This is a genomic window from Mannheimia granulomatis (assembly GCF_013377255.1).
Lineage (GTDB): Bacteria > Pseudomonadota > Gammaproteobacteria > Enterobacterales > Pasteurellaceae > Mannheimia > Mannheimia granulomatis.
Map to the genome: position 1 here is coordinate 2051520 of NZ_CP016614.1, position 24572 is coordinate 2076091.

Annotated in this window: 24 protein-coding genes and 3 tRNA genes; 22 read left to right on the forward strand and 5 right to left on the reverse strand. The window is 41.1% G+C overall.

Translation table 11 applies throughout. The features are described 5' to 3' along the window. Window positions 1–8: 8 nt before the first annotated feature. The 11 genes from A6B41_RS09685 to A6B41_RS09735 all read left to right on the forward strand — a co-directional run bounded on the left by A6B41_RS09685 (window position 9) and on the right by A6B41_RS09735 (window position 11391). A complete protein-coding gene (locus A6B41_RS09685; protein ID WP_027073677.1) occupies window positions 9–581 on the forward strand; it encodes a hypothetical protein in 573 nt (190 codons plus the stop codon). A 29-nt stretch (window positions 582–610) separates the two neighbouring features. Next, window positions 611–1345 (forward strand): hypothetical protein, encoded by a 735-nt coding sequence (locus A6B41_RS09690; RefSeq protein ID WP_027073676.1) that lies wholly within the window; start codon window positions 611–613, stop codon window positions 1343–1345. Window positions 1346–1371: 26 nt separating this feature from the next. Then, complete coding sequence (locus A6B41_RS09695) at window positions 1372–2391, forward strand: PDDEXK nuclease domain-containing protein (RefSeq protein WP_027073675.1); 1020 nt, start codon at window positions 1372–1374, stop codon at window positions 2389–2391. Window positions 2392–2468: 77 nt separating this feature from the next. Further along, window positions 2469–2924, forward strand: a complete 456-nt coding sequence (dut, locus tag A6B41_RS09700) for a dUTP diphosphatase (RefSeq protein WP_027073674.1) — start codon at window positions 2469–2471, stop codon at window positions 2922–2924. A 12-nt stretch (window positions 2925–2936) separates the two neighbouring features. Further along, complete coding sequence (gene slmA, locus A6B41_RS09705; RefSeq protein ID WP_027073673.1) at window positions 2937–3542, forward strand: nucleoid occlusion factor SlmA; 606 nt, start codon at window positions 2937–2939, stop codon at window positions 3540–3542. Window positions 3543–3544: 2 nt separating this feature from the next. Then, complete coding sequence (locus A6B41_RS09710; RefSeq protein ID WP_027073672.1) at window positions 3545–3763, forward strand: YheU family protein; 219 nt, start codon at window positions 3545–3547, stop codon at window positions 3761–3763. A 63-nt stretch (window positions 3764–3826) separates the two neighbouring features. Continuing rightward, the gene (crp, locus tag A6B41_RS09715) at window positions 3827–4501 is read left to right on the forward strand and encodes a cAMP-activated global transcriptional regulator CRP (RefSeq protein ID WP_027073671.1); all 675 of its coding nucleotides are present in this window, start codon (window positions 3827–3829) and stop codon (window positions 4499–4501) included. A 122-nt stretch (window positions 4502–4623) separates the two neighbouring features. Next, the gene (gene murB / locus A6B41_RS09720) at window positions 4624–5652 is read left to right on the forward strand and encodes a UDP-N-acetylmuramate dehydrogenase (RefSeq protein ID WP_027073670.1); all 1029 of its coding nucleotides are present in this window, start codon (window positions 4624–4626) and stop codon (window positions 5650–5652) included. Window positions 5653–5665: 13 nt separating this feature from the next. Then, entirely contained in the window at window positions 5666–6427 is a 762-nt protein-coding gene (locus tag A6B41_RS09725) for a biotin--[acetyl-CoA-carboxylase] ligase (RefSeq protein WP_027073669.1), read from the forward strand. Between the two features lie 136 nt (window positions 6428–6563). Then, window positions 6564–8207: an ABC transporter substrate-binding protein gene (locus tag A6B41_RS09730; RefSeq protein WP_027073668.1), complete on the forward strand. Its 1644-nt coding sequence runs from the start codon at window positions 6564–6566 to the stop codon at window positions 8205–8207. A 178-nt stretch (window positions 8208–8385) separates the two neighbouring features. Beyond that, entirely contained in the window at window positions 8386–11391 is a 3006-nt protein-coding gene (locus tag A6B41_RS09735; protein WP_027073667.1) for a glycoside hydrolase family 2 TIM barrel-domain containing protein, read from the forward strand. A 42-nt stretch (window positions 11392–11433) separates the two neighbouring features. On the opposite strand, the gene A6B41_RS09740 is transcribed toward A6B41_RS09735, so the two are convergent. Further along, window positions 11434–12795: a patatin-like phospholipase family protein gene (locus tag A6B41_RS09740; protein ID WP_027073666.1), complete on the reverse strand. Its 1362-nt coding sequence runs from the start codon at window positions 12793–12795 to the stop codon at window positions 11434–11436. Between the two features lie 419 nt (window positions 12796–13214). On the opposite strand from A6B41_RS09740, the gene A6B41_RS09745 reads away from it, so the two are divergent. From A6B41_RS09745 to A6B41_RS09755, 3 genes are all read left to right on the forward strand, one after another. Further along, window positions 13215–14540 carry an MFS transporter gene (locus tag A6B41_RS09745; RefSeq protein WP_027073665.1) on the forward strand — a complete coding sequence of 442 codons (1326 nt, stop codon included), beginning with the start codon at window positions 13215–13217 and terminating at the stop codon, window positions 14538–14540. A 140-nt stretch (window positions 14541–14680) separates the two neighbouring features. After that, window positions 14681–15364, forward strand: a complete 684-nt coding sequence (locus A6B41_RS09750) for an AzlC family ABC transporter permease (protein ID WP_027073664.1) — start codon at window positions 14681–14683, stop codon at window positions 15362–15364. Next, on the forward strand, window positions 15364–15651 hold the full coding sequence (locus tag A6B41_RS09755; RefSeq protein WP_027073663.1) for an AzlD family protein: 288 nt from the start codon (window positions 15364–15366) through the stop codon (window positions 15649–15651). The genes A6B41_RS09750 and A6B41_RS09755 overlap by 1 nt, the downstream gene beginning before the upstream one ends. 90 nt (window positions 15652–15741) lie before the next feature. Here A6B41_RS09755 and lldD read toward each other — a convergent pair whose 3' ends face one another. Both lldD and A6B41_RS09765 read right to left on the reverse strand, forming a co-directional pair. Next, complete coding sequence (lldD, locus tag A6B41_RS09760; protein WP_027073662.1) at window positions 15742–16887, reverse strand: FMN-dependent L-lactate dehydrogenase LldD; 1146 nt, start codon at window positions 16885–16887, stop codon at window positions 15742–15744. 146 nt (window positions 16888–17033) lie between these two features. Further along, window positions 17034–17732, reverse strand: coding sequence for a CPBP family intramembrane glutamic endopeptidase (locus A6B41_RS09765; protein ID WP_027073661.1), 699 nt, complete (start codon window positions 17730–17732; stop codon window positions 17034–17036). A 743-nt stretch (window positions 17733–18475) separates the two neighbouring features. Between A6B41_RS09765 and rppH the strand changes: the two genes are divergently transcribed. From rppH to trpS, 5 genes are all read left to right on the forward strand, one after another. Then, window positions 18476–19132 (forward strand): RNA pyrophosphohydrolase, encoded by a 657-nt coding sequence (gene rppH / locus A6B41_RS09770; RefSeq protein ID WP_027073660.1) that lies wholly within the window; start codon window positions 18476–18478, stop codon window positions 19130–19132. Then, a complete protein-coding gene (locus tag A6B41_RS09775) occupies window positions 19132–19920 on the forward strand; it encodes a sulfite exporter TauE/SafE family protein (RefSeq protein WP_032847197.1) in 789 nt (262 codons plus the stop codon). Before rppH ends, A6B41_RS09775 begins: the two co-directional genes overlap by 1 nt. A gap of 8 nt (window positions 19921–19928) precedes the next feature. Continuing rightward, window positions 19929–20726 (forward strand): prolipoprotein diacylglyceryl transferase, encoded by a 798-nt coding sequence (lgt, locus tag A6B41_RS09780; protein ID WP_027073658.1) that lies wholly within the window; start codon window positions 19929–19931, stop codon window positions 20724–20726. A 71-nt stretch (window positions 20727–20797) separates the two neighbouring features. Next, window positions 20798–21466, forward strand: coding sequence for a phosphoglycolate phosphatase (locus A6B41_RS09785; RefSeq protein ID WP_027073657.1), 669 nt, complete (start codon window positions 20798–20800; stop codon window positions 21464–21466). A gap of 55 nt (window positions 21467–21521) precedes the next feature. After that, window positions 21522–22553, forward strand: a complete 1032-nt coding sequence (gene trpS / locus A6B41_RS09790) for a tryptophan--tRNA ligase (RefSeq protein ID WP_027073656.1) — start codon at window positions 21522–21524, stop codon at window positions 22551–22553. A gap of 82 nt (window positions 22554–22635) precedes the next feature. On the opposite strand, the gene A6B41_RS09795 is transcribed toward trpS, so the two are convergent. Further along, complete coding sequence (locus tag A6B41_RS09795) at window positions 22636–23391, reverse strand: M48 family metallopeptidase (protein ID WP_027073655.1); 756 nt, start codon at window positions 23389–23391, stop codon at window positions 22636–22638. Window positions 23392–23450: 59 nt separating this feature from the next. Beyond that, the gene (ppa, locus tag A6B41_RS09800; RefSeq protein WP_027073654.1) at window positions 23451–23978 is read right to left on the reverse strand and encodes an inorganic diphosphatase; all 528 of its coding nucleotides are present in this window, start codon (window positions 23976–23978) and stop codon (window positions 23451–23453) included. Between the two features lie 227 nt (window positions 23979–24205). On the opposite strand from ppa, the gene A6B41_RS09805 reads away from it, so the two are divergent. From A6B41_RS09805 to A6B41_RS09815, 3 genes are all read left to right on the forward strand, one after another. Then, a tRNA-Lys gene (locus A6B41_RS09805) sits at window positions 24206–24281 on the forward strand. Between the two features lie 24 nt (window positions 24282–24305). Further along, window positions 24306–24381: transfer RNA gene (locus tag A6B41_RS09810), tRNA-Lys, on the forward strand. A gap of 24 nt (window positions 24382–24405) precedes the next feature. Beyond that, window positions 24406–24481, forward strand: a tRNA-Lys gene (locus tag A6B41_RS09815). Window positions 24482–24572: the final 91 nt, after the last annotated feature.

Consider the following 24572-nt stretch of genomic DNA (forward strand, 5'->3'; position numbering starts at 1 on the left):
GGATTTAAATGGCGAAAAAAATAGTGATAGCTCTGTGCGTTATTTTTACGTTGGCAGCAGTTGCTGTCAGTGTATTTTTATACCAGTTTGGGCAAAGTTTAGGCAAAGCCGATCCAACCCCCAAATTTATCACGACCGAGCCGATGATCGCCAAGCATCTACCCTTGCCAGTGGAGACCACCATTTTCTACGATGGCAATAAAACCAAGGCTCAATATACGCAAGAAAAACCGCTAAAAGAGAGTGCGGTTACAAGTATTCATTTGCTGATTACCGAACCGTTGAAGTGGGGTGAGATGCCCGTAACAGACTTCGTCGATTACACTACGCATCTCACTATTCGCCCGATTTGGGAGGCAGAGATTAAGCCCTCCCACCGCTTTTTTGAGCTATGGCGTGAATGCGGCTATGATCTTGCCTTTCGTGTGAGAGACAATACAAACTGGCACTTTAATCCGCACAACTTTGAGGTTTCGCCTGAATTTGGTTGTGGCTTTAATGAAAATTTTAAAGCCGGATCTCCTAAAATGAAGGAGATGATCGACGCGTGGCACAATTTGCAAAAAACAGCAGAAAAATAACCGCTTGTATTACACACGGAGTTTCATAAATGAAAAAAATCATCGGCTTGTCGCTACTTATTCTGTCATCAAGTGTGCTGGCAAATACGCCTATTAAAGCCCAAACCATGAAATTGCTCACAATAAATGATAAGACAAGAGCAACGCTCTGTGCCCAACTACTAAAATGCGGTGAGCTAGTGGAGGTATTCCAAGCTCAAAATGGCGATTACTATTTGAGTGATGATACGCCGCAGTTTGCCTATTTTCCGAAAAAAGACGGCTATAAACTCAAAAACCGTTGGGATTTTACGGGTTATGAACACCGTGCCGGCGAAGCTGGTGTATTGGAAGATCCTAATCCGCATTATCGCATTGCACCGGCTCTCTATCCGTTAGCCGAGGGCAAGAGGGCGATTGTGTTGCAGAAAGTCTGGTCTGAAATGTACTCGGGTGGTGGGCGGCATAGCAGTGTTGCCGATTTTATTCAAATTAACCCCGATAACAGTTATCAACTTGCGATACAAGCCGTTTCGTTCCACGAGGGCGAAATGATTCGAGCCTGTTTTCAAGAGGAAGATCTGCAAAAGTTGCACCAATGCCACGACACTGACGACACCGTGCTAAAAATTCGCTATCGTGATGTTGGCAAGCCATATTACGAGTGGCATTTGAGCTATGAGCAAGTCACGCAGCATTCTAGTGACAAAACGCCCAAAAAACGCGTAATCCGTCAAGAAACCGTAACACCATTTGGGCAATTGCAAAAAAACACAGAAAAATAACCGCTTGTCAGCGTTAAGGAGCGAAAATGTTAGCTTCCAACCACTATATTCAAGAGATCAAACAGATTTTAAGCCAAGCCCGCCAAAAGGCATATCAGGCGGTCAATGCCGCAATGGTCGAAGCCTATTGGAAAATCGGTGAGCGAATTGTGCAGGAAGAACAGAACGGCCAGAGCCGTGCGGAGTATGGCAAGGAGATCATCAAAAATCTCTCGGCAGAATTAACTGCCGAATTTGGCAAAGGATTTACTGAACGAAATTTGCGTAATTTCCGCCAGTTTTACCTTGAATTTACTGATCTCAACATGTGGAAATCGATGATTTCCAAATTGACGTGGACTCATTTCCAACGTGTCTTAAAAGTCACCAACCCGCAAGCCCGCCATTACTATTTAAAAGAAGCGGCGGAGAATAGCTGGTCGGTGCGCACGCTGGATCGCAATATCTCTACGCTCTACTACGACCGCCTGCTGGCCAGCCAAGACAAAGCCTTGGTTGAGCAGGAGATGAAAGAGAAAACCGCCACGCTGCAAGCCTCAGATTTCATCAAAAGCCCGACCGTGTTGGAGTTTCTGAATTTGCCGGCTTCAATGGCATACAGCGAAGCGGATCTGGAAAAGGCGTTAATCGATAATTTGCAGCAATTTATGTTGGAACTTGGCAAAGGCTTTGCGTTTGTAGCGCGCCAGCAACACATTCGCACCGAAACCAGCGATTTTTTCATCGATTTGGTGTTTTATAACTACATCTTAAAATGCTTTGTGATTGTGGAACTCAAAACCGATAAACTTACCCATCAAGACATCGGGCAGTTGGATATGTATGTGCGAATGTACGACGATTTGCACCGTCAAACGGGCGACAATCCCACTATCGGCTTGCTGCTCTGCACCGAAACCGACAGCGTGGTGGCGAAATACTCAGTACTACACCAAAACCCGCAGCTGTTTGCGAGTAAATATGTGCATTATTTGCCGAGTGAGGCGGAGCTGGTGGCGGAAATTGAACAACAGAAATATATTTTTAAACAGCAGCATTCAGGCTGATGTATTGCAAAAAATCGGCAAAAACTGACCGCTTGCAAGCGGTCAAAAATGAACAAAATTTTACAAAAGGACAAACAATGAAACAGATCGATTTAAAAATTTTAGACAGCCGCATTGGCAATGAATTTCCTCTGCCGGCGTATGCCACAGAAGGCTCAGCAGGGCTTGATTTGCGGGCGCTAATCAACGATCCACTTACAGTTAAAGCAGGAGAAACAGTGCTGATCCCAACGGGAATTTCGATTTATATTGCCGATCAGAATTTAGCGGCAGTGATCTTACCAAGATCAGGCTTAGGTCATAAAAACGGGATTGTGTTGGGCAACTTAGTGGGTTTGATAGACAGTGATTATCAAGGTCCGCTTATGGTTTCACTTTGGAACCGCAGCCAAACAGATTTCACTGTGAATGTGGGAGACCGTATCGCTCAATTAGTCTTTGTGCCGGTAGTCCAAGCCAGTTTCAACATTGTAGAAAGTTTTGAGAAAACCGAGCGTGGCGAAGGCGGTTTCGGGCATTCTGGTAAACAGTAATCGGGAATATAAATGACAGAACCTAAAATTAAAATGCCGAAAAAATCCGTAGTTGAACGCCAACAACAAGTTCTAGAGGTGTTAATCGGATTATTAAATTCTGAAGAAGGCATGCAGCGTGTTACTACCGAGCGTTTAGCTGCTGCGGTTGGAGTGTCGGAAGGTGCGTTGTATCGCTACTTCCCAAGTAAAACCAAGATGTTTGAAGCCTTAATTGAAAAAATTGAGCAAACCTTGACCCATTACATCCATGCAAACAAACGGCAAGCCAGCAGTGCGAATTCCGTACGAGCCATTCTTTATGCAATCTTAGAATTTGCCCGTAAAAACCCGGGGGTCACTCGGATTCTGACAGGACACGCATTAATGTTTGAAGACGATTTATTAAAAGCGAGAGTTGCCAAATTTTTCGATAATTTAGAGTTACAATTTGCCAATATTTTGCAACTGAGCAAACTACGTGAGCGTAAAAGCTTTGAAGATGAACGAGCGCTGGCAGGCTATTTAGTAAATTTCTGCGAAGGACAATTTTTACGTCTGGTTCGTTCTAATTTTAGCTATAACCAACATCAACATTTTGAAAAACAGTGGGCATTTATTAAACCTTTATTTGATTAATTATGATAATTCCTTGGCAAGAACTCGAAGAATCTACTTTAAATAATATTTTAGATTCTTTCATTTTACGAGAAGGCACAGATTATGGCGAAAAAGAACTCTCTTTAGCAGAAAAAAGAGAGAATTTGTTAGCACAATTAAAGGCAGATAAAGTCGTGATTGTCTGGTCTGAATTACACGAAAGCCTTGATATTAAAGAGAAAAAATCTTTTTTGGGTTAACGCTTTATTTCGTGCTAAAATTTCAAAAATTTAACTAACTATAAATGATTTATAGGGAATATTATGCAAGATATGACGCTCTCAACTGCACCACTTGAAAATGTAACACCACCTCCCTCGATTCACGATCCGGCAGTTGAGTGGTTTTTAACGCATTGCCATATCCATCGCTATCCAGCGAAATACACACTTATTCATGCCGGTGAAGATGCTCAATCTCTGTTTTATATTGTAAACGGCTCTGTTGCGGTTTATATCAAAGATGATGAAACTAAAGAGATGCTACTTACTAATTTAGGAACAGGTGAATTTGTTGGTGAGTTAAGCTTATTTGAAGAGAAAGTGCAACAGCGTACTGCCTTTGTCCGCACTAAAGGCCCATGTGAGATTGCTGAAATTTCTTATAAAAAATTCAAACAGTTAGTCCATTTAAATCCTGATATTTTAATGTATTTATCGGCACAAATGGCACGCCGTTTACGTCAGACATCCCGCCAAGTGGGTAATTTAGCTTTCTTAGATGTTGCCGGTCGCATTGCTCAGACATTGCTCAACCTAGCTAAAATGCCCGATGCCATGACCCATCCACAAGGTATGCAGATCAAAATTACCCGTCAAGAAATTGGGCAGATGGTTGGCTGCTCTCGTGAAACGGTCGGGCGTATTCTGAAAATGTTAGAAGATGAAGGGCTGATTTCTGCCCACGGCAAAACGATTGTCGTGTTCGGCGCCAGATAAATTCGCTCTCTATTTCTTGTAAGCGGTCATATTTTTTCGGAGTTTTGCAAAACTCACTAAAAATATGACCGCTTGTTTATGGTAAACTTCTCCAATCTATCTACCAAAGTCGAATTTAAATTATGAACTACAGTTTAACCCCTTTTCACACTTTCCATTTACCCTCAAAAGCTACTCAGATCATTGAATTTAGCAGCGTAGCACAGCTACTAAGCGAATGGCAAAAAGCAGATGCAGCAAAGCAGCCCACTTTAATTCTTGGACAAGGCTCCAATGTCTTATTCTTAGAAGATTTTGACGGCGTGGTACTCGTCAATAAACTTAAAGGCATTGCGTATCGGGAAGATGAGCATTTTCACTACCTACACGTTCAAGGTGGCGAAAACTGGCATGAACTGGTGAAATGGACATTAAACCAAAACATTGCAGGGCTTGAGAACTTAGCCTTAATTCCCGGTGTTGCAGGCTCAGCCCCAATTCAGAACATCGGCGCCTATGGCATGGAGTTTGAGCGGGTATGCGACTTTGTAGAGGTCTTGAATTTGCGTTCCGGCGAGCGTTTTACGCTAAATAAAGTCGAATGCGAATTTGGCTACCGTGAAAGTGTATTTAAGCATCAATATCGTGATGGATTTGCGATTATTTCAGTTGGCTTAAAGCTGGCAAAAGCATGGCAGCCGATTTTAAGTTATGGCTCTCTAACCCAATTTGATCCGAAAACCGTTACACCAAAGCAGATTTTTGATGAAGTCTGTGCGGTGCGCTCCTCCAAATTACCAAATCCTGATGAATTTGGTAATGCCGGCAGTTTCTTTAAAAATCCGGTAATTTCACAAGCGCAATTTGCAAAAGTACAAGCTAAATTCCCAACTATCCCACATTATCCACAAGCAGACGGCAGCGTAAAATTAGCCGCAGGCTGGCTTATTGATCAAACTGAATTAAAAGGTTTCCAAATCGGGGGGGCTGCCGTGCATACCCAACAAGCATTAGTGCTGATAAACAAAACCGATGCAACTGGAGCAGATGTAGCAGCGCTGGCTAAAACAGTCCGCCATAAAGTTCGAGAAAAATTCGGTGTTGACATTCAACCTGAAGTTCGTTTTATAGGCAGAAAAGGTGAAGTCGATAGCGAGCAGATCACGCGCTAACAAAGGAGTAGAGATGAAACTGAACCAAGCTCAAATTCAATCCGCATTGATTTGTGGACAAGCGATTGTGTTTGATGAAATTGATTCGACAAATGAATACCTACTAAAACACCATAAAGTGTTAGAAAACGGCTCAATTTGTTTAGCCGAAAAGCAGACTGCCGGTCGTGGCAGACGCGGTAGAAGTTGGTATTCACCTGAAAGTGAAAATCTCTATTTTTCAATTTTATGGCACTACTCAATGGAAGATGCTGCTAATCTGCCGCCACTTAGCTTAGTCGTGGCCTTAATTATTGCCGAGAGCTTACAGGCTCAGGAGGTAGAAGATATCCAAATTAAATGGCCGAATGATATTTACTATAAAGGCAAAAAAATGGGCGGTATTTTGTTGGAAACGAAAGCAAACCGCTTAAGCTTGGATTTAGTCATCGGCATTGGCTTGAATTTAGGTATGACACAAGTGGATAAAAACGTTGTCACCCAAGCATGGGCAGATTTATCACAATATCATTTCGACCGAAATCAGCTTGTATGCCATTTAGCCCACGAATTGCAAAAAAATCTGAAAATTTACCCGCTTGTCGGCTTTTCCCACTATGCAGAACGCTGGCAAGCATTTGATATCTTTCACAACAAAGCGGTAAAACTCATTACTGAGGCGGATGAAATACACGGCATCTCACTCGGTATTAATGAGCAAGGTGAATTGATGTTAAAGCAAGGTGATATCATTCAGAATTTTGGTATCGGAGAAATTTCATTAAGAGCAGAATAACCAATTGCGCGGCTAAAAAGCTCCCAGCATGCTTTTTTATCCTTTTGGGTTATATCAAAGTAATGTTTTGTTCTTTACTCTTGCCACCAGAAGCAGTAATCTTGCGTAATTGCCGCTCAAATTAATCGGAGAAAATATGAAATTGTTAACTTTAACTAAAATCAGCGCAGCAGTAATGGCTACGTTAGCATTGGCTGCTTGTGATGATAAAAGCAGCGAAAATAAATCTGCTAATGCCGCTAAACCGCAAGCAGAAAAAACTTTTGTAAACTGTGTAAGCCGCTCTCCAACAGGCTTTAGCCCAGTTTTAGTGATGGATGGCTTATCTTATAATGCCAGCTCGCAACAAATTTATAACCGCTTAGTAGAATTTGTTCCCGGCACCACTGAAATTGAGCCTGCTTTGGCGGAAAGCTGGGAAATCAGTGAAGATGGTTTAACTTACACTTTCAAATTGCGTCAAGGAGTGAAATTCCATACCAACAAAGACTTTACTCCAAGCCGTGAATTAAATGCTGATGATGTCGTATTCTCATTTAACCGCCAGTTAGATAAGAACCATCCGTATCATGCTGTTTCAAAGGGGACTTATCCGTATTTCAATGCGATGAAATTCCCAACTTTATTGAAATCAGTTGAAAAAGTTGATGACAATACAGTTCGTTTTACGCTAACTAAGCGTGATGCTTCATTCTTATCGAGCCTAGGTATGGATTTCACTTCTATTTACTCAGCAGAATATGCGGATAAAATGATGAAAGCCGGCACACCGGAAGCAGTCGATACGGCTCCAATCGGTACAGGTCCATTTGTATTTAACGGTTACGTGCTAGATCAAGCCAGCCGCTATGTAGCAAACAAGGATTACTGGAAAGGTAAGCCGGATATTGATCGTTTGATTTTCGAGATCGTACCGGATGCCACGACCCGTTATGCAAAATTACAATCCGGTCAATGTGATTTAATGGATTTCCCAAATGCGACCGACATTGAAAAAATGAAAAACGATCCGAAAGTAAATCTATTATCACAGCCGGGCTTAAACATTGCTTATGTAGCGCTCAATACCGAAAAAGCACCCTTTAATAATGTGAAAGTTCGCCAAGCGTTAAATTTAGCGGTAGATAAAAAAGCAATTATTGATGTAGTTTATCAAGGTAATGGCTTTGCTGCGAAAAACCCGCTTCCACCAACAATTTGGGGCTATAACAATGAGCTAGCGGAATCTGAATTTAATATTGAGAAAGCAAAACAGTTATTGGCTGAAGCCGGCTACCCGAACGGTTTTGAAACCGAATTATGGGTACAACCGGTTGTTCGTGCGTCTAACCCAAACCCTCGCCGTATGTCGGAAATCATCCAAGCAGACTGGGCAAAAATTGGTGTAAAAGCAAAATTAGTCACTTACGAATGGGGTGATTATGTTAAACGTACCAAAGCCGGGGAATTAACGGCGGGAACTTACGGCTGGTCTGGTGATAATGGTGATCCGGATAACTTCTTATCACCACTCTTCGGCACAGCAAATATCGGTAACAGTAACTATGCTCGCTTCACTAATGCTGAATTAGATGCGCTGTTAGAAAAAGCATTAGGTTCATCAGACAAAGCAGAACGGACCAAGCTCTACGAGCAAGCTCAAGTAATTTTAAGAGAACAAGCACCGTGGATTAACGTGGCTCACTCAATTAACTTTGCCCCAACCAGCAAGCGTGTTCAAGGTTATAAACAAAGTCCGTTTGGATACACTTACTTATATCCGGTGAAGTTAGTAGATTAATTAGTACAATAGAAAATTCATCAAGATAATTAAACTGCAATCATAATTTGGAAGCGCTCCAAAATGTGATTGCAGTTTATTTTTTGTGATCCCTCTCACAATTCTAAATATTATTGATTGCCCAATTTTATAACTGGATTAAGGTATGACAATGCAGCATTTCAACCAAGAGGCTATTATGTCATTACCAAATTATTATCAAGATCCAAACCTGTTACACCTTAACACCACGCCTCATCATGCTTACTTTATCCCTTTTGCCAAAGGGCAAACGCCAAATCAACTGACTCGGGAAGAATCCGCTTATTTCACCTCACTCAACGGCGAGTGGAATTTTAATTTTTATGCGAGCCATCACGATTTACCTGAGGATTTTTTAACAACCGATTTCGCTCATAAAATTCCTGTGCCGTCTAACTGGCAAACGCAAGGCTTTGATGCTCATCAATATACCAACATCAACTACCCGATTCCCTTTGATCCGCCTTATGTGCCGCAGCAAAATCCGTGCGGGGTTTATTTGCGTGAAATCAACTTCCAACCGAAACCAAACAAACGCTATTTGCTGAATTTTGAGGGAGTGGATTCCTGCTTGTTTGTCTATTTGAACGGACAATTTATCGGCTACGGGCAAATCAGCCACAGCACCAATGAATTTGATATTACCGAACAACTACAGCACGGCAGTAACCGCCTGGCAGTTGTGGTATTGAAATGGTGTGACGGCAGTTATTTGGAAGATCAAGATAAATTCAGAATGTCCGGCATTTTTCGTGATGTGTACATTTTAGAAAGAGAACAAAATTATCTGCAAGATTTCTTTATTCAATATCAGCTCAATGACGATTTAACGCAAGCCAATTTCATCGTTGAAACTAGCTTTTCAAGCAAGCCTGAACCGGTTCATTTCCAACTATTTGATCCGCAAAACAACTTATTGGCGGAACAAACAAGCGGTCGTTTTTGCCAAGAAATTTGCAATTTACAGCTCTGGAATGCGGAAGATCCGAAACTTTACACGCTACAACTTCACTACCAAGAGGAAGTGATTGAACAGAAAATCGGTTTTAGAAAAATCGAAGTACAAAACGGCGTACTGCTGTTTAACCAAAAGCCGATTAAATTCAAAGGGGTAAATCGCCACGACTCCGATCCGAAAACCGGTTACGCTATTAACCGAGATCAAGCGATGGTGGATTTAAAACTCATGAAAGCCCATAACATCAACGCCATTCGCACCGCACACTACCCCAATTCGCCATGGTTTACCGAACTGTGCGACCGGCTTGGCTTTTATGTAATTGCCGAAAGCGATATTGAGTCTCACGGCTCAAGCGCCGTCTATATCGAAAGCCCGGAAAACAGTATTTTCCTCAATGTGCCAAACCCGAATAAACAAGAAGAAATCCGCCAACAAGCGGTCAATAATTTCTGTTATTTTGCAAGAGATCCGCTGTTCAAAAAAGCGATTTTAGACCGCACCGAGGCGAATGTTGAACGAGATAAAAACCGCACATCAGTAGTGATTTGGTCGCTTGGCAACGAGTCCGGATTTGGCGAGAATTTTGAGGCGGCAGCATTGTGGGTCAAACAGAGGGATCCGAGCCGCTTAACTCATTATGAAGGCTCGATTTATCAGCATTCACAATATCAAAACGACCTGTCCAACTTGGATTTATACAGCGAAATGTACCCAAGCACCGAGCGATTAGATGATTATTTTTCCTCTCCCCAAAACCAAAAACCGTTTTTGCTGTGTGAATATTCGCACGCTATGGGCAATTCTTGTGGCGATCTAGAGGATTACTTCCACACCTTCCAACACTACGCCGGCTCTTGTGGCGGCTTTGTGTGGGAATGGTGCGACCATGCCCCTTATCTGCCTGATTCGGATAAATTTGGCTACGGTGGCGATTTTGGTGAAACCCCGCATGATGGCAATTTTTGTATGGATGGCTTAGTTTCCCCAAACCGTATTCCGCATAGCAATTTGCTTGAGCTGAAAAACGTCAACCGCCCAGCCCGAGCCTGCTTAAAAGAGGGCAAAATTTGGCTGAAAAACTATTTGGATTTCACCAATCTTGCCGATTATCTGACTGTGCATTATCAATTCAGCGAAAACGGTGTGCCAACTGCTGAAGGAAATGTATTGGTAAATTGTGAGCCAAATCAAACCGCTTGTTTGGATTTGGAACTGCCACAGCCTAACGGCACATTACAACTTTTAACCTTAGATTATCGCTTAAATGCCGATTCCGCGTTGTTAGCGAAAGGTCATCATTTGGGCTTTGAGCAAATTACGCTTGCCGAAAACAGGGTAAAGCCACCATTCCAAACACGTGAACAAGCGGTCATTTCTGTGGAAAATTTTGCAAATCATTGGCTGATTAAAAACGGACAATTTAGCTATACCTTCGATAAACTCAAAGGCATTTTTAGCCATATCGAAAAAGAGGGTAAAGCGATTATTGAACAGCCTCTTGATTTTAACATTTGGCGAGCCCCAACCGATAACGACCGTTTAATCCGCGAATTTTGGCAGAAAGCCGGCTATGATAAATGCTACACCCGAGCCTATCAAACCTCTCTTAGCCAAGATGAAAATGGGGTAACGATCAAAGCTGAATGTGGCATTGTCGCCACCTCTCAAAGCCGAATTTTAACCCTTGATGTGATATACCATATTCAACCAAATGGTGAGATAGAGATCAAAGTACAAGCCAAACGCCCAACGCACTTGCCGTTTTTACCTCGCTTTGGCTTACGCTTTTTCTTAAACAAAGCAAATGACAGTCTGGAATATTTTGGCTATGGTGAACAAGAAAGCTATGTGGATAAACACAATCTGGCAAAACTCGGTATTTACCAAACTACCGCCAAACAAAACCACGTAAATTATTTAAAACCTCAGGAAAACGGCAGCCATTTCGGTACGCATTATGTGAAATTAAAAGGCTTAACTATTACCGCAGAGCAGCCATTTAGCTTTAATTTATCACCTTACACACAGGAAGAGTTAACGACCAAAACCCATAACTATGATTTGGAAGAAAGCGGCTCAACCATTTTATGTCTGGATTACAAAATGAGCGGCATCGGCTCCAACTCTTGTGGTCCAAGCCTAAAAATACCTTACCGCTTAAATAAAACACAATTTAAGTGGCAGCTCACTCTAAACATTTAACCTCATATTCCCTCTTCATCCAGCAAAGAGGGAATTTTACTTTTATTGCAATGCTTTTAATGCCTGCTTATATTCCTCTGATTGCGCTAGTAAAATACGGGCAGCCTTGCGTAACTTATCTACATCTGTTTCCGGTAAGTAAAACGAGGTCCCGATATTCAGCACATCTTGTTTTAACTCGCCATCCGGTAAGGCTTTTAGTCCTAAATTGACAAAGTGCATTTCTATCTTATTTGCCTGTTTATCGGCATATTCATTCCATTGATCGGTAAATTGACGGTAACGATGAAGCGTAATTTGAGTGGTTTTATCAATCGGCACGTTAATAATGGTATTAACTACATCAGTCAAGCCCGGAATATTCGCCGACTTATCCATCTCGCTCACTACTTCATTTTGTGCATTGACATTTATCACAACGACATTTTTCACCCCTAATTGAACGGCTCTTTTATATACCTCATCAACCCCAATCACATCGGAAATATCCAATACACTCGCTAAGCCCAGATTATCGGTTAACCCACCATCCACTAAATGGATAAACGGGCGCTCTTTGCTATCTTGATAAAGATTCAAAATATGCTTGGTTTCTTCAATATTTTTTACTACCAACCCATCTACCATCTCTTCACGCACGGCAAATTCTTTCGGCATGGTAAAATTACAATTATCGCCATTATTATTTAGCGTTAGCGGGGAAAAAATCAGTGGGACGGAACTGGATGCCGCTACCGCCCGTGCAATCTCCAAATCATTTAAGTTAAGACATAAGCCATCAAAGGTTTCTTGAGTGAAAGTGAATTTCTGACCGATATTCATATCCGTCGCACTGATAATTGCAAAAGGCCCTTTGCGGTTTTTAACCAACTCTCCAAACGTTTTCCCTCGATAGAGAGTAAAATTCAGCCGTTCCTGCAATAAATCACCCCGTCCGAATTGTGGCGAACTTAGACGAGGTAAGTTGGAGAGTGAAAAAGCTTCTGCAATAATATCTTTCTGAAAATTCTGCTTTAAAAAACGGTTGGCAAATTTCGGAATCACGTCTTTACCTTCCAAGGCAAAATAAGCTGCCAACACCGAACCGCCGGACACGCCATACACAATATCAATATTCTCCAGCAACGTATCCCCTTTGCTGCTCGTTTTTACCTTAACGTTTTTCAGTTGTTCCAACACCCCATAACCCAAGGAAGCTGCCCGCGTACCACCGCCGGAAAACATCATAATGACCAGATTGCCATCTTTCGCACTTTCAGCAATCACGTTTTTTTGCCGATATCCCTTATCAAGGTTCACCTGATTAATCGTACCAATCGGTTTATACATTACCAAGCTACAGGCAGACAATATAGTCGCCGCCATCAATACCGTTGTTTGTTTTAATTTTTGCGTAAATTTCACTCTGGTTCTCCCATTAATTCCATCAAATTATAATGGTTTTAGCTTAATATAAAAACCGCCTGTATTTGCAAAATAACAGAAAATTCCGACCGCTTGTGATTGTTTACTATGAGCACAGAATTACTTTCAATATCTTTGCTTTATATCCAGAGTAGAAAGGTATAAAAACAATAACTTATTTGCCTATTTATTATACAGACAAATCAAATATTGTTAGAAAAATTTTATTTTTACAAAGCAAAAATTGACTTTTTAACTCTGAATAAAATTACCCTAATTTTAGTATAAAAAACTAAAATAAAGAAAAATTAAAGAATTTAATAAAAAATAATAGATAAAAACATTGACTCCAATAGCTTGTTTCATTTTTTTATAAATGATATTTTGCAATCCTTTCTTATTAAAACGGTATTTTATAGATGACAAACACAACACATACACTTCGCAACGATCCGAAAAAAGTGGCAATCGCCTCAATGATCGGCACGGCGATTGAATTTTTCGACTACTATATTTATGCGGCGGCGGCCGTATTGGTGTTCAACACGCAATTCTTTAAAAGCGGCGATCCGGTTTCAGATGAGTTACTTTCACTTTCTACTCTCGCATTAGCCTTCTTTGCCCGTCCAATCGGCTCGGCATTGTTCGGTCACTTCGGCGATAAAATCGGGCGTAAGAAAACGCTTGTCGCTTCTTTATTATTGATGGGCGGTTCAACCGTGACCATCGGCTTGCTGCCAACCTATGCGGACATCGGCATTTGGGCAACCGTGCTGCTCTGCTTATGCCGTGTCGGTCAAGGCTTAGGCTTAGGCGGTGAATGGGGCGGTGCGGCTCTGGTTGCCACCGAAAACGCACCGGAAGGCAAACGTGCGTGGTACGGCACATTCCCTCAACTCGGTGCCCCCATCGGCTTGTTCTTGGCAAACGGGGCATTCTTCCTGGTGAGCTATACGCTGGGTAAAGAAGCCTTAGTAGAATGGGCATGGCGTATTCCGTTTATCTCGTCCATCGTATTAGTTGCGGTCGGCTTATGGGTGCGTTTAACCCTGCATGAAAGCCACGTTTTCCGTGAAGCGGAAGAGAAAGGCAAAACCCAAAAAGCACCGGTGAGTGCCGTGTTCAAACACCACTTAAAACCGCTGATTCTAGGGACGTTCATTATGACTGCCACCTACGTGTTGTTCTACATTATGACGGCATTCGCCCAAGTGTACTCACGCACACCGGCGAAACTGTCAGAAGCAGGTCACGCCATGGGTTTAGGCATTGAGCCAAACGTGTTCACAGGCTTACTGTTATTAAGTGCGATTGTGTTCGGTATCTTCACCAGCATTTCAGGTATTTATGCCGATAAAATGGGTCGCCGTAAATTCTTATTACTGGTCACCGCAGCGATTGGCGTGTTCGGCTTATGTATGCCATTCTTCCTTGATAACGGTACACCTTGGACGGTATTCGGTTTCTTGGTTGTCGGTATGATTTTAATGGGCTTCACCTTCGGCCCGATGGCAGCGTTACTGCCTGAATTATTCCCAACCGAAGTGCGTTACTCAGGGGCATCATTGGCGTATAACTTCGCTTCTATCGTGGGCGCGACTGTTGCAGCAACCTTTGCGATTAAAATCAACGCGGCTTATGGAATTATCGGTGTTGGGATTTATTTGGCAATCAATGCAGTTATTACCATCATCGCACTTTGGGCATCGAAAGAGACCAAAAACATTGATTTAACGGCAATGTAATTTGCAAAAAATGCGGAAAAATAGACCGCTTGTAAACAAAGGCGACCTTATTAGTCGCCTTTTTCGCCTCTCTTAATCAATTTAATGAAGCACATTCGCTATTTATCCGCTAAAGTAGCAGTAATAGATTTGAGGTAAACATGGATTATCAAAATGATTTTTTACGCGGTAACAGAGATGCTGTGCCAGTGATGCTTGGCTATTTTCCGGTAGGATTGCTACTTGGAGCACAGGCAGCAGAAAAAGGATTTGAGGACTGGCAGGTTCCATTAATGACCGGTTTGAACTTTGCCGGTGGCTCTGAATTTGCCGCTGTTGAAGTTTGGACGTCTCCGCCTAATTTACTGCTGATTTTAGCGATGACATTATTGGTAAATAGCAGACATCTTCTTATGGGGGCAACTCTGGTGTCACATTTCCGTCATTTACCGAAACGGAAATCACTCGGGCTACTGTTTTTTATGTGTGATGAAAACTGGGCTATGGGGCTAAATGATGCTCAAAAACGAAATCGCTTTTCTATTGCTTACTACCTTGGTCTAACCGCCGTATTCTACCCAATTTGGATGCTATTTCCCTATTTGGGGGCATTGCTGAGAAACCATATTGGCGATATTACTCAATATGGCTTTGATATGGCATTTCCTGCTATCTTTTTAGTATTAATGAGAGGAATGTGGAAAAGTTGGGCAAAGGCTCTCCCATGGTTAGTCAGCTTGGTTGTAGCAGCATTAGCCTATCTCTTCCTGCCGAAAGGTTGGCATGTGCCACTAGGCGCACTAGCAGGTTTGATCGCAGCTTATATTTTAGCGGGGCGCGAATAATGACAGTAATCACAATTATCTTAATGGCAAGCGTGACTTACCTTACCCGCATTCTTGGGTTTCTAGCGGTACAACGTATGAACCTTAGCAAAAAAGCCATAAGTGTGCTGGAAGCTGCTCCAGGCTGTGTATTGATTTCAGTTATTGCACCTCGTTTTGTTGCAGAGAATCCTGTTGAGCTGGCAGCTCTTGCTATCTCATTATTCGCCGCCAGCCGTTATTCACTACTCACCACCGTATTAGTCGCGATTATTGCAACCGGTGGACTAAGAGCATTATTTGGCTAAGCATTGGCAGAGCGACAAGCGGTCATTTTTTGCTAAAATTTTGCAAAATTATCACTTATAAAAAGGCTGCAAACGCAGCCTTCTAAAAATTTAGATTTTACTGAGATCAACTAAAACATCACGGGTAATATCACTGATTTTTTGGTTGCTGGTCAATGTCATCGCGACTTTTATTTCTTTTAAGAAAATATCCAACAAGTTTTCTACGCCGGCTTGGCCTGCTGCCCCTAGTGCATAAACAAAAGCACGCCCAATCATCGTACAATCTGCTCCTAGTGCTAACATTCGCACCACATCAAGGCCGTTACGAATACCTGAATCGGCAAGGATTTTGATGTCGCCTTTTACTGCATCAGCAATGGCCGGCAAGGCTTTTGCGGAAGATAAAACACCATCGAGTTGTCGTCCACCATGGTTAGAAACAATAATACCATCTGCACCAAAACGGACTGCATCTTTGGCATCTTCCGGGTCAAGAATTCCCTTGATAACCATTGGACCGTCCCAAAACTCACGAATCCATTCTAAATCTTTCCACGAAATTGAAGGATCGAAGTTATCGGTTAGCCAGCCAATGTAATTATTTAGATCAACCGGTTTTCCCATATATTTTGAAATATTACCCAAAGTATGCGGCTTACCTTGAACACCCACATCCCACGCCCAGAATGGATGAAGCATGGCTTGTAACACTCGACGAATGTCTTTATATGGTCCGCTCATGCCTGAGTGCATATCACGATATCTTGCTCCCGGAGTTGGCATATCAACGGTGAAAACCAATGTAGAACAGCCTGCAGCTTTAGCTCGTTCTAACGCATTTTTCATAAAACCGCGATCTTTTAACACATAGAGCTGAAACCACATAGGGCGTTTAATAGCCGGTACAACTTCTTCAATCGGACAAATAGAAACAGTCGAAAGAGTAAAGGGAATGCCTTTATTATCTGCTGCTTTTGCAGCCTGCACCTCTCCACGGCGGGCATACATACCTAATGCGCCGACCGGAGCAAGGGTAACCGGCATTGAAAGTTTTTCACCAAATAATTCAATGCCAGTATCTAGTTGGGACATATCTTTTAGCACACGCTGGCGTAATGCAATATTCTCTAAATCACTTACATTACGACGAAGCGTTTGCTCCGCATAAGAGCCACCATCTGCATAATGAAATATAAAAGGGGGAACACGACGTTTTGCCGCACGTTGATAATCTTTAGCTGATGCAATAATCATTTAATACCTCGTAACACATTTTGAAATGTGCAGCTATTCTACGAAAAAATACAAATAAGAATTAATACTATTTTTAAATTTGTGAAATAGATCACATTTTTGTTAAGAATGTGTATAATTTTTATCACATCTCTACTTTAGAGAGATTAATTTTCGCCTAAAAATAGAAATCTAAGTGTACTTAATCCAAAAATATCAAATACTGCATGTGCCAGACAAAAAGGCACCAACATATTAATTCTACGGCGAAAAAACCAAAATGAAAGTCCAAGGGTAGTAATGGTTAAAGCTCCTGCTAATCCTTGATAAGTATGAAAAATAAAACGGACAAAAATACTAAAAGCCAGTGCTTTTGGAAGTATTTTAGGCTTGGCAACAAATACTAACCCCATAAAAAAGATCTCTTCAAAAAAACCATTAAACAATGACGTTAATATTAATTCGGGCGTATAACGTATAATTGGGGCAGCATATGCTGTTTCAGGGTAATGCTCAGGTATTATGAAAGCATGTAAGTATTGATAAATATCTGCAACCAGGCCTGCACTCAGCACCAGCAAGAGTGTGTATGGCAAGGTATAACGATTTATGGTGAAATCCAGTACTCTAAAATCGAATTTACGCCAATGCAAATATATTCCTGCCAGAATTAATAAAACAGCTTCCGTAATAATAGCAGAATAAGTTGCCATGTCATTGATAGATAAATTTTCGGGTCCTACCAACCCAAATTGCCTTAACTGATAATAATCCATTAGAGACGAAACAACCGCTGTGCCAAAAAAGATCACGGCTAATACTACAATATCAATAAAATTAAGGTTTTTTATTTTTGAGCTAGACATAACTTTCTCCTTTTTATTTAATCAAATTAGAACTTGATCTTAATTATATTTTGATAAAATCACATTATAGCAAATAATTCTCATTTATTATTAAGACTATATCTAATCGGATGAGTAGAGTAAAGAAACGCATTAAGAAAAATAAATTCATTATTTAATGACTAAAAAATAATCTAAAAATCATCTATCTTTCCACGCCTTTAAAACCCTTACTTAACTTATTGATTTAATTAATTATTTCTTATTTTTAAAAACATTTTTTAAATGTTATTCACGCCTATTTTGAAAAACTATCACATCTTTATCCACAAATTATGGGGATAACTTAATCGCATGTTTACATCAATTATTGGAGCTTTCACACAACTCAAAAACTCCGCGAATTTCGGTTGGAAAAAACTCAAGATCTTGATGTTTATCCAGATCATTGTACAAGAAAAAGATCTTGTTTTTAGGTTTTAAGATCGTCTCGGATTTACAATATTCCTGCTACTTATCCTCAGTTTATACCGTTAAAAATCAGAAGTTATCCACAAAAATATCCACAAGCGGCGAAAAAGCATTACTTTTTGAGCGTTGACTTTATCAACAAACCGCAGGGGTGAATAATTCCCTTAAGAATTGTGAACAAAAAATGAAATTTTTTACAAATATCTCTATTTTGCTTTTTCTGAAGGTTGTTCAATGTCTCAAAGTATGAAACAATCTCTTTCATTCTAAATTTTATTAAATTAGGTGGTCGAGTGATCGATTTCGATGGCTACCGCCCAAATGTTGGAATCGTCATCTGTAATAAGCACGGGCAAGTTCTGTGGGCAAAACGGTTTGGTCAGAACTCTTGGCAATTTCCGCAGGGTGGAATTAACGAGGGAGAAAACATTGAAACAGCAATGTACCGTGAGCTTTATGAAGAGGTCGGCTTAAGTAAAAAAGATGTGCGATTGCTTTGGGCGTCTAAATATTGGCTGAAATATAAGCTACCAAAACGTTTGGTACGCTCTGACAGCCCGGGTCCGGTCTGTATCGGACAAAAACAGCGTTGGTTTTTATTACAACTTATCAGTGATGAAAATCAAATTAATCTAAAAGCAACAAAAAGCCCTGAATTTGACGGCTGGCGTTGGGTAAGTTTTTGGTATCCTGTTCGCCAAGTAGTTTCTTTCAAACGAGATGTTTATCGCAAAGTAATGAAAGAATTTGCTCTTGTATTACAAAGTGGTGTTCAGAAAAAGCCTGACGATAAGCCAAACGAAAAAATAAGATCCGATCGATACGAGAAATCGGACTATAAAAAAGATCCGAATGTGAGAAAAAATCAATCGGAATCAACTAAAGAGAATAAACAGGAATATCGTAAACTCTATCGCCCTTGGCAACATAATCAAAAGGGAAAACAATAATGATCATTCTATTTAGTTGCCTGTTTTTAGGCACTTTTGTCGGTTTTTTAGCAGGCTTATTCGGTATCGGTGGTGGCCTAATCATTGTACCAAGCCTTGCTTTTTTATTACCGCTATCAGGTGTTCCGCCTGAATATGTAATGTCCACTGCATTAGGTACATCCTTTTCTACTATTATCATTACTGCATTTTCATCAGCACAACGCCATCATAAATTGGGTAATGTCGATTTGCAAACCAGCAAATTTTTTATTCCGGCGTTAATGGTGTCAGTCTTTTTAGGTGGACTTATTATTAGCCACTTAGATGCTCAATTAATGTCCAAAATTTTTGCGGTGATGGTACTTTATCTTGCCAGCAAAATGCTGTTCTCTTTGAAAAAAGCACCTAAAAACAAACCGCTTACACTAAAAACTACCTTGGTGGGTGGCAGTATTATCGGGGCATTATCCAGTATGGCTGGTATTGCAGGTGGTGCATTTATCGTACCGTTTTTAAGCGATCGCGGTTTAGATATCAAACGTGCTATCGGTACATCCTCATTTTGTGGGGCATTTCTAGGCTTATCCGGCACAATCAGCTTTATAGTGAGCGGATGGGGCTTGGAAGGAATGCCTGATTATTCACTCGGTTATGTTTATCTACCGGCTCTATTAGGTATTACCGCCACTTCATTTTTCACCTCAAAAATGGGCGCAAGTGCCGCTAACGTACTACCTGTACCCATCCTCAAAAAGGCATTTGCGGTATTACTGGTCTGTATTGCAATTAATATGTTCTTAAAATAAAGGAAACCATGAACGAACAATTTATCCAATTTCCTCAAATCAGCCCCATTGTGTTTGAAATCGGCCCGATTGCCCTGCGTTGGTATGGGTTAATGTATTTGGCAGGTTTTGCTTTTGCTTATTGGCTCGGGATGAAACGAGCCAAAAACTCCAACGGTGTTTGGACAACCGAGCAAGTAGATACCCTTGTCTATTCCTGCTTCTGGGGTGTCGTATTAGGCGGTCGCATTGGTGATGTATTCTTTTACAATTTTGATCGTTTCTTACAAGATCCACTCTATTTGTTCCGTATTTGGGAAGGGGGAATGTCTTTCCACGGCGGCTTAATTGGTGTGATTGTAGCGATGATTTGGATATCATACCGCCAAAAACGCAGCTTCTGGAACACAGCTGACTTTATTGCCCCTCTAGTACCATTCGGACTAGGAATGGGACGTATAGGAAACTTTATTAATGATGAACTTTGGGGACGAGTAACTGATGTTCCTTGGGCAGTATTATTTCCAAGCGGTGGCTATCTTCCCCGCCACCCCTCACAACTGTACGAAGCCTTTTTAGAAGGTGTCGTTTTACTATTTATCCTAAACTGGTTTATTAAAAAGCCACGCCCGGCCGGCTCTGTATCAGGTTTGTTTCTAATTGGTTATGGTACCTTCCGCTTTATTGTGGAATATTTCCGCGAAATCGACCACAACGTCAATACAAGTGCGGATCTAATCACTCGTGGGCAACTACTCTCTTTACCAATGATTATTGGTGGTATCCTGATTATGGCATGGGCATACAAAGCTAATAAAGTGAAGTAACCATTTAACAAGCGGTCAGTTTTAGCAAAAAATTTGCAAATTTCGACCGCTTGTATTTTTAAGGAAAGATGATGAACAGAAAATATAAAGTCATTGGTTTCGACCTAGACGGTACCTTAATTAACACTTTGCCGGATCTCACCTTAGTCGCTAATGCGATGTTTTTAGAAGCCGGGTTACCCACGGTTACACAACAAAAAGTCTTAACTTGGATTGGTAAGGGTGCAGATATTTTCTTCCAAAATGCGATCAACCATACAGGCAGGCTCCTTGATGCCGAGCAGCTTGTCAAAATGCGAACCAGCTTTGATAAGTATTATGCCATCTATGTTTGTGAAGAAAGTACACTGTTCCCCAATGTAAAAGAAACCTTAGAAGCCTTAAAAGCCAAAGGTTATCCTCTGGTGGTTATTACCAACAAACCGACCAAATTAGTTGAGCCTGTGCTATCGGCTTTTGGTATTTATCATTTATTCGATGAAACGCTAGGCGGGCAATCGCTCCCTAAAATTAAACCACACCCCGATCCGATGTTCTTTATTTGTGAAAAGTTTGACATTACCCCGCAAGAACTCTTATTCGTGGGCGATTCGGAAAACGATATTATCGCATCAAAAGCCGCCGGCTGTGATGTAGTCGGCCTAACTTATGGTTATAACTACAATATCCCGATTGAACAATCCAACCCGACTTTTGTAACCTCTGAATTTAAAGACGTGCTGAAAATTGTAGGCGAATAGGGGTAACAAGCGGTATAATTTCAACAATTTTTTGCAATTAAAACGAGAATATAAAATGACCAAACCTATTGTATTTAGTGGCGTGCAGCCTTCCGGCGAATTAACGATTGGGAACTACTTAGGGGCATTACGCAACTGGGTAAAAATGCAAGATGATTATGACTGTGTGTATTGCATTGTGGATCAACACGCTATCACTGTACGTCAAGATCCAGAAGCGTTACGCAAATCCACTCTTGATGTGTTAGCCCTGTATTTAGCCTGTGGCATTGATCCTAATAAAAGCACAATTTTCATTCAATCTCACGTACCTGAACACGCTCAACTTGCCTGGGTATTGAACTGCTACACTTATTTCGGTGAAATGGGTCGAATGACACAATTTAAAGATAAATCTGCCCGTTATGAAGAGAATGTGAACGTAGGCTTATTTACCTACCCTGTACTGATGGCAGCAGATATTCTGCTCTACCAAGCTAACCAAGTACCAGTGGGTGATGATCAAAAACAACACTTGGAAATCACCCGAGATATTGCCAACCGCTTCAATGCCTTATACGGCAAAAAAGATGCCGAGGGTAATGTGATTGAGCCTGTATTTGCGGTGCCGGAAGTCTTTATTGCGAAATCGGGGGCAAGAGTGATGTCATTACTTGAGCCAACGAAAAAAATGTCTAAATCGGACGATAACCGCAATAATGTAATCGGCTTGTTGGAAGATCCAAAAGCAGTAGCGAAAAAAATCAAACGTGCAATGACTGACGGCGATGAACCACCTGTAGTGCGCTATGATGTGCAAAATAAGGCCGGTGTATCCAATTTACTTGATATTTTATCTGCTATCACAGGCAAAACTATCGCTGAATTAGAAGCTGAATTTGAAGGTAAAATGTACGGCCACCTCAAAACCGAAGTGGCTGATAAAGTATCTGAACTTTTAACTAATTTGCAAGAACGCTACCACCACTACCGCCAAGACGAAGCCTTGCTTGAAAAAATCTACCGTGAAGGTGCCGATAAAGCCCGAGCAAGAGCAAAAGCGACTTTAGATAAGGTGTATGAATTAGTGGGGTTCGTGCGTTACTAATCTCCTTATAAACAAAAATGCTCTTGAGTGGCTCAAGAGCATTTTCTTTTGCAAAAAATTAGCTAAAATCAACCGCTTGTTGCTATTTACGTGCGTTATAGATTTTCATTGCCTCAGGCACTAAGCGAGCCAAATTCTCTTGTCGCTCTTCATTTGATGGGTGAGTTGAGAAAATCGACAACCCGGAACTACCGTTAGCTTTACTCATCTTTATCCAAACATTCGGTGCGGCTGATGGGTTATAGCCGGCCTCTGCCATCAGCATCAATCCAACCTCATCTGCTTCTGTTTCTTGGCTGCGAGAGAAGGGTTTAGTTGCAATTAAATCTACACCTGTACTCAATAAACCTTCCGTATTTACGCCTGTTGAAGCTGTTACCGCTACATCGGCAATTACACCGACAATACCGGTAATCGCACTTACTGTACGATCTGATTTACCGTGTTCTTTTAACGCATGAGCCATTTCATGCCCCATCACAACAGCAATTTCATCATCTGATAAATTCAATCTTTCTACTAAACCGGTGTAAAATGCCATTTTACCACCCGGCATTGCCCAAGCATTTAATTCATCAGACTTTAAGACTGTAATCTCCCACTGGAAAGGCACGCCCGTTTCATTGGCTTTTTCCGCATAAGGCTTCGTTTTATTAAACACAGCATGAATACGTTTTGCTGTTGGGGAAGAAACATCAATTGCATTTTGCTGTCTAGCTTGAGCTTTGACTTGAGCATATTTTTGAGCAGCTTCTTGGTTAATGCTTTCTGTTGTGGCACAAGCTGCAATCATTGCTGCTAAAAATACGCCATAGCCTAATTTTTTGATGAATTTCATTTTTATATCCTATAAAAAAATGCCAAACAAACCTGCTTGGCATTTAAAATTAACAACAATTATTTTTTAGCACGTTCGAAAGAGTCTAAAATTTCTTGGCGAGCTTCATTTACATCGCCCCAACCTTCTACTTTTACCCATTTACCTGCTTCTAATGCTTTGTAGCTTTCGAAGAAGTGCTGGATTTGCGCTTTTAATAATGCAGGTAAATCGCCTACATCTTTAATATGGTCGTATTCTTTGCTTAATTTAGTATGCGGAACTGCAACCACTTTTGCATCACCACCAGCTTCATCAGTCATCTTTAATACGCCAACCGGACGGCAGCGGATCACTGAACCCGGTTGTAATGGGTATGGAGTTGGCACTAATACATCTACCGGGTCACCATCTGACGATAATGTGTTGTTCACATAACCGTAGTTTGCTGGATAGAACATCGCTGTTGCCATAAAACGGTCAACAAATAATGCACCAGTTTCTTTGTCCACTTCGTATTTGATCGGATCTGAATTCGCCGGAATTTCAATTACTACATAAATATCGTCTGGTAATTCTTTACCAGCGGGTACTAACTCTAAGCCCATTTTGGTTTCCTTCTAAATAATAAATAGGTGAATAAACAGGGCAATTATAGCTTATTTTCAGAAAAAGATAAAAGCCCGTTCTCTTTTCATTTTGTATAGAAAAACGCAAGCTTGAGCAAAATTTCAAAAAATTGCTTATAAACCGCACACTTAACACAATTTCTCTAAAAAAAAACTTGCCAAAGTTTCAAAAATCCGTAAGATATGCCCTCGTTACGCAAGATTATGGGTCATTAGCTCAGTCGGTAGAGCAGCGGACTTTTAATCCGTTGGTCGAAAGTTCGAATCTTTCATGACCCACCATCATCTTACAAAACAACTCTTTACGGGTCATTAGCTCAGTCGGTAGAGCAGCGGACTTTTAATCCGTTGGTCGAAAGTTCGAATCTTTCATGACCCACCATCATCTTACAAAACAATTCTTTACGGGTCATTAGCTCAGTCGGTAGAGCAGCGGACTTTTAATCCGTTGGTCGAAAGTTCGAATCTTTCATGACCCACCATTATTTCTCATTTTGCAAATTTTTCTGAAAAAATGACCGCTTTATAGTAGAATTTAGTTCATTTTTACTTTTATATTCTATCTTTCTTTTT

Bases quoted from the DNA above. Each gene is read 5' to 3' on its own strand.
- trpS (WP_027073656.1), top strand. From the start codon at position 21,522: ATGACCAAACCTATTGTATTTAGTGGCGTGCAGCCTTCCGGCGAATTA.
- A6B41_RS09775 (WP_032847197.1), top strand. From the start codon at position 19,132: ATGATCATTCTATTTAGTTGCCTGTTTTTAGGCACTTTTGTCGGTTTT.
- murB (WP_027073670.1), top strand. From the start codon at position 4,624: ATGAACTACAGTTTAACCCCTTTTCACACTTTCCATTTACCCTCAAAA.
- lgt (WP_027073658.1), top strand. From the start codon at position 19,929: ATGAACGAACAATTTATCCAATTTCCTCAAATCAGCCCCATTGTGTTT.
- ppa (WP_027073654.1), bottom strand. From the start codon at position 23,978: ATGGGCTTAGAGTTAGTACCCGCTGGTAAAGAATTACCAGACGATATT.
- A6B41_RS09725 (WP_027073669.1), top strand. From the start codon at position 5,666: ATGAAACTGAACCAAGCTCAAATTCAATCCGCATTGATTTGTGGACAA.
- A6B41_RS09695 (WP_027073675.1), top strand. From the start codon at position 1,372: ATGTTAGCTTCCAACCACTATATTCAAGAGATCAAACAGATTTTAAGC.
- A6B41_RS09690 (WP_027073676.1), top strand. From the start codon at position 611: ATGAAAAAAATCATCGGCTTGTCGCTACTTATTCTGTCATCAAGTGTG.
- A6B41_RS09730 (WP_027073668.1), top strand. From the start codon at position 6,564: ATGAAATTGTTAACTTTAACTAAAATCAGCGCAGCAGTAATGGCTACG.
- crp (WP_027073671.1), top strand. From the start codon at position 3,827: ATGCAAGATATGACGCTCTCAACTGCACCACTTGAAAATGTAACACCA.
- A6B41_RS09755 (WP_027073663.1), top strand. From the start codon at position 15,364: ATGACAGTAATCACAATTATCTTAATGGCAAGCGTGACTTACCTTACC.
- A6B41_RS09765 (WP_027073661.1), bottom strand. From the start codon at position 17,732: ATGTCTAGCTCAAAAATAAAAAACCTTAATTTTATTGATATTGTAGTA.
- A6B41_RS09785 (WP_027073657.1), top strand. From the start codon at position 20,798: ATGAACAGAAAATATAAAGTCATTGGTTTCGACCTAGACGGTACCTTA.
- lldD (WP_027073662.1), bottom strand. From the start codon at position 16,887: ATGATTATTGCATCAGCTAAAGATTATCAACGTGCGGCAAAACGTCGT.
- A6B41_RS09735 (WP_027073667.1), top strand. From the start codon at position 8,386: ATGTCATTACCAAATTATTATCAAGATCCAAACCTGTTACACCTTAAC.
- A6B41_RS09750 (WP_027073664.1), top strand. From the start codon at position 14,681: ATGGATTATCAAAATGATTTTTTACGCGGTAACAGAGATGCTGTGCCA.
- slmA (WP_027073673.1), top strand. From the start codon at position 2,937: ATGACAGAACCTAAAATTAAAATGCCGAAAAAATCCGTAGTTGAACGC.
- A6B41_RS09710 (WP_027073672.1), top strand. From the start codon at position 3,545: ATGATAATTCCTTGGCAAGAACTCGAAGAATCTACTTTAAATAATATT.
- A6B41_RS09685 (WP_027073677.1), top strand. From the start codon at position 9: ATGGCGAAAAAAATAGTGATAGCTCTGTGCGTTATTTTTACGTTGGCA.
- dut (WP_027073674.1), top strand. From the start codon at position 2,469: ATGAAACAGATCGATTTAAAAATTTTAGACAGCCGCATTGGCAATGAA.
- A6B41_RS09745 (WP_027073665.1), top strand. From the start codon at position 13,215: ATGACAAACACAACACATACACTTCGCAACGATCCGAAAAAAGTGGCA.
- A6B41_RS09795 (WP_027073655.1), bottom strand. From the start codon at position 23,391: ATGAAATTCATCAAAAAATTAGGCTATGGCGTATTTTTAGCAGCAATG.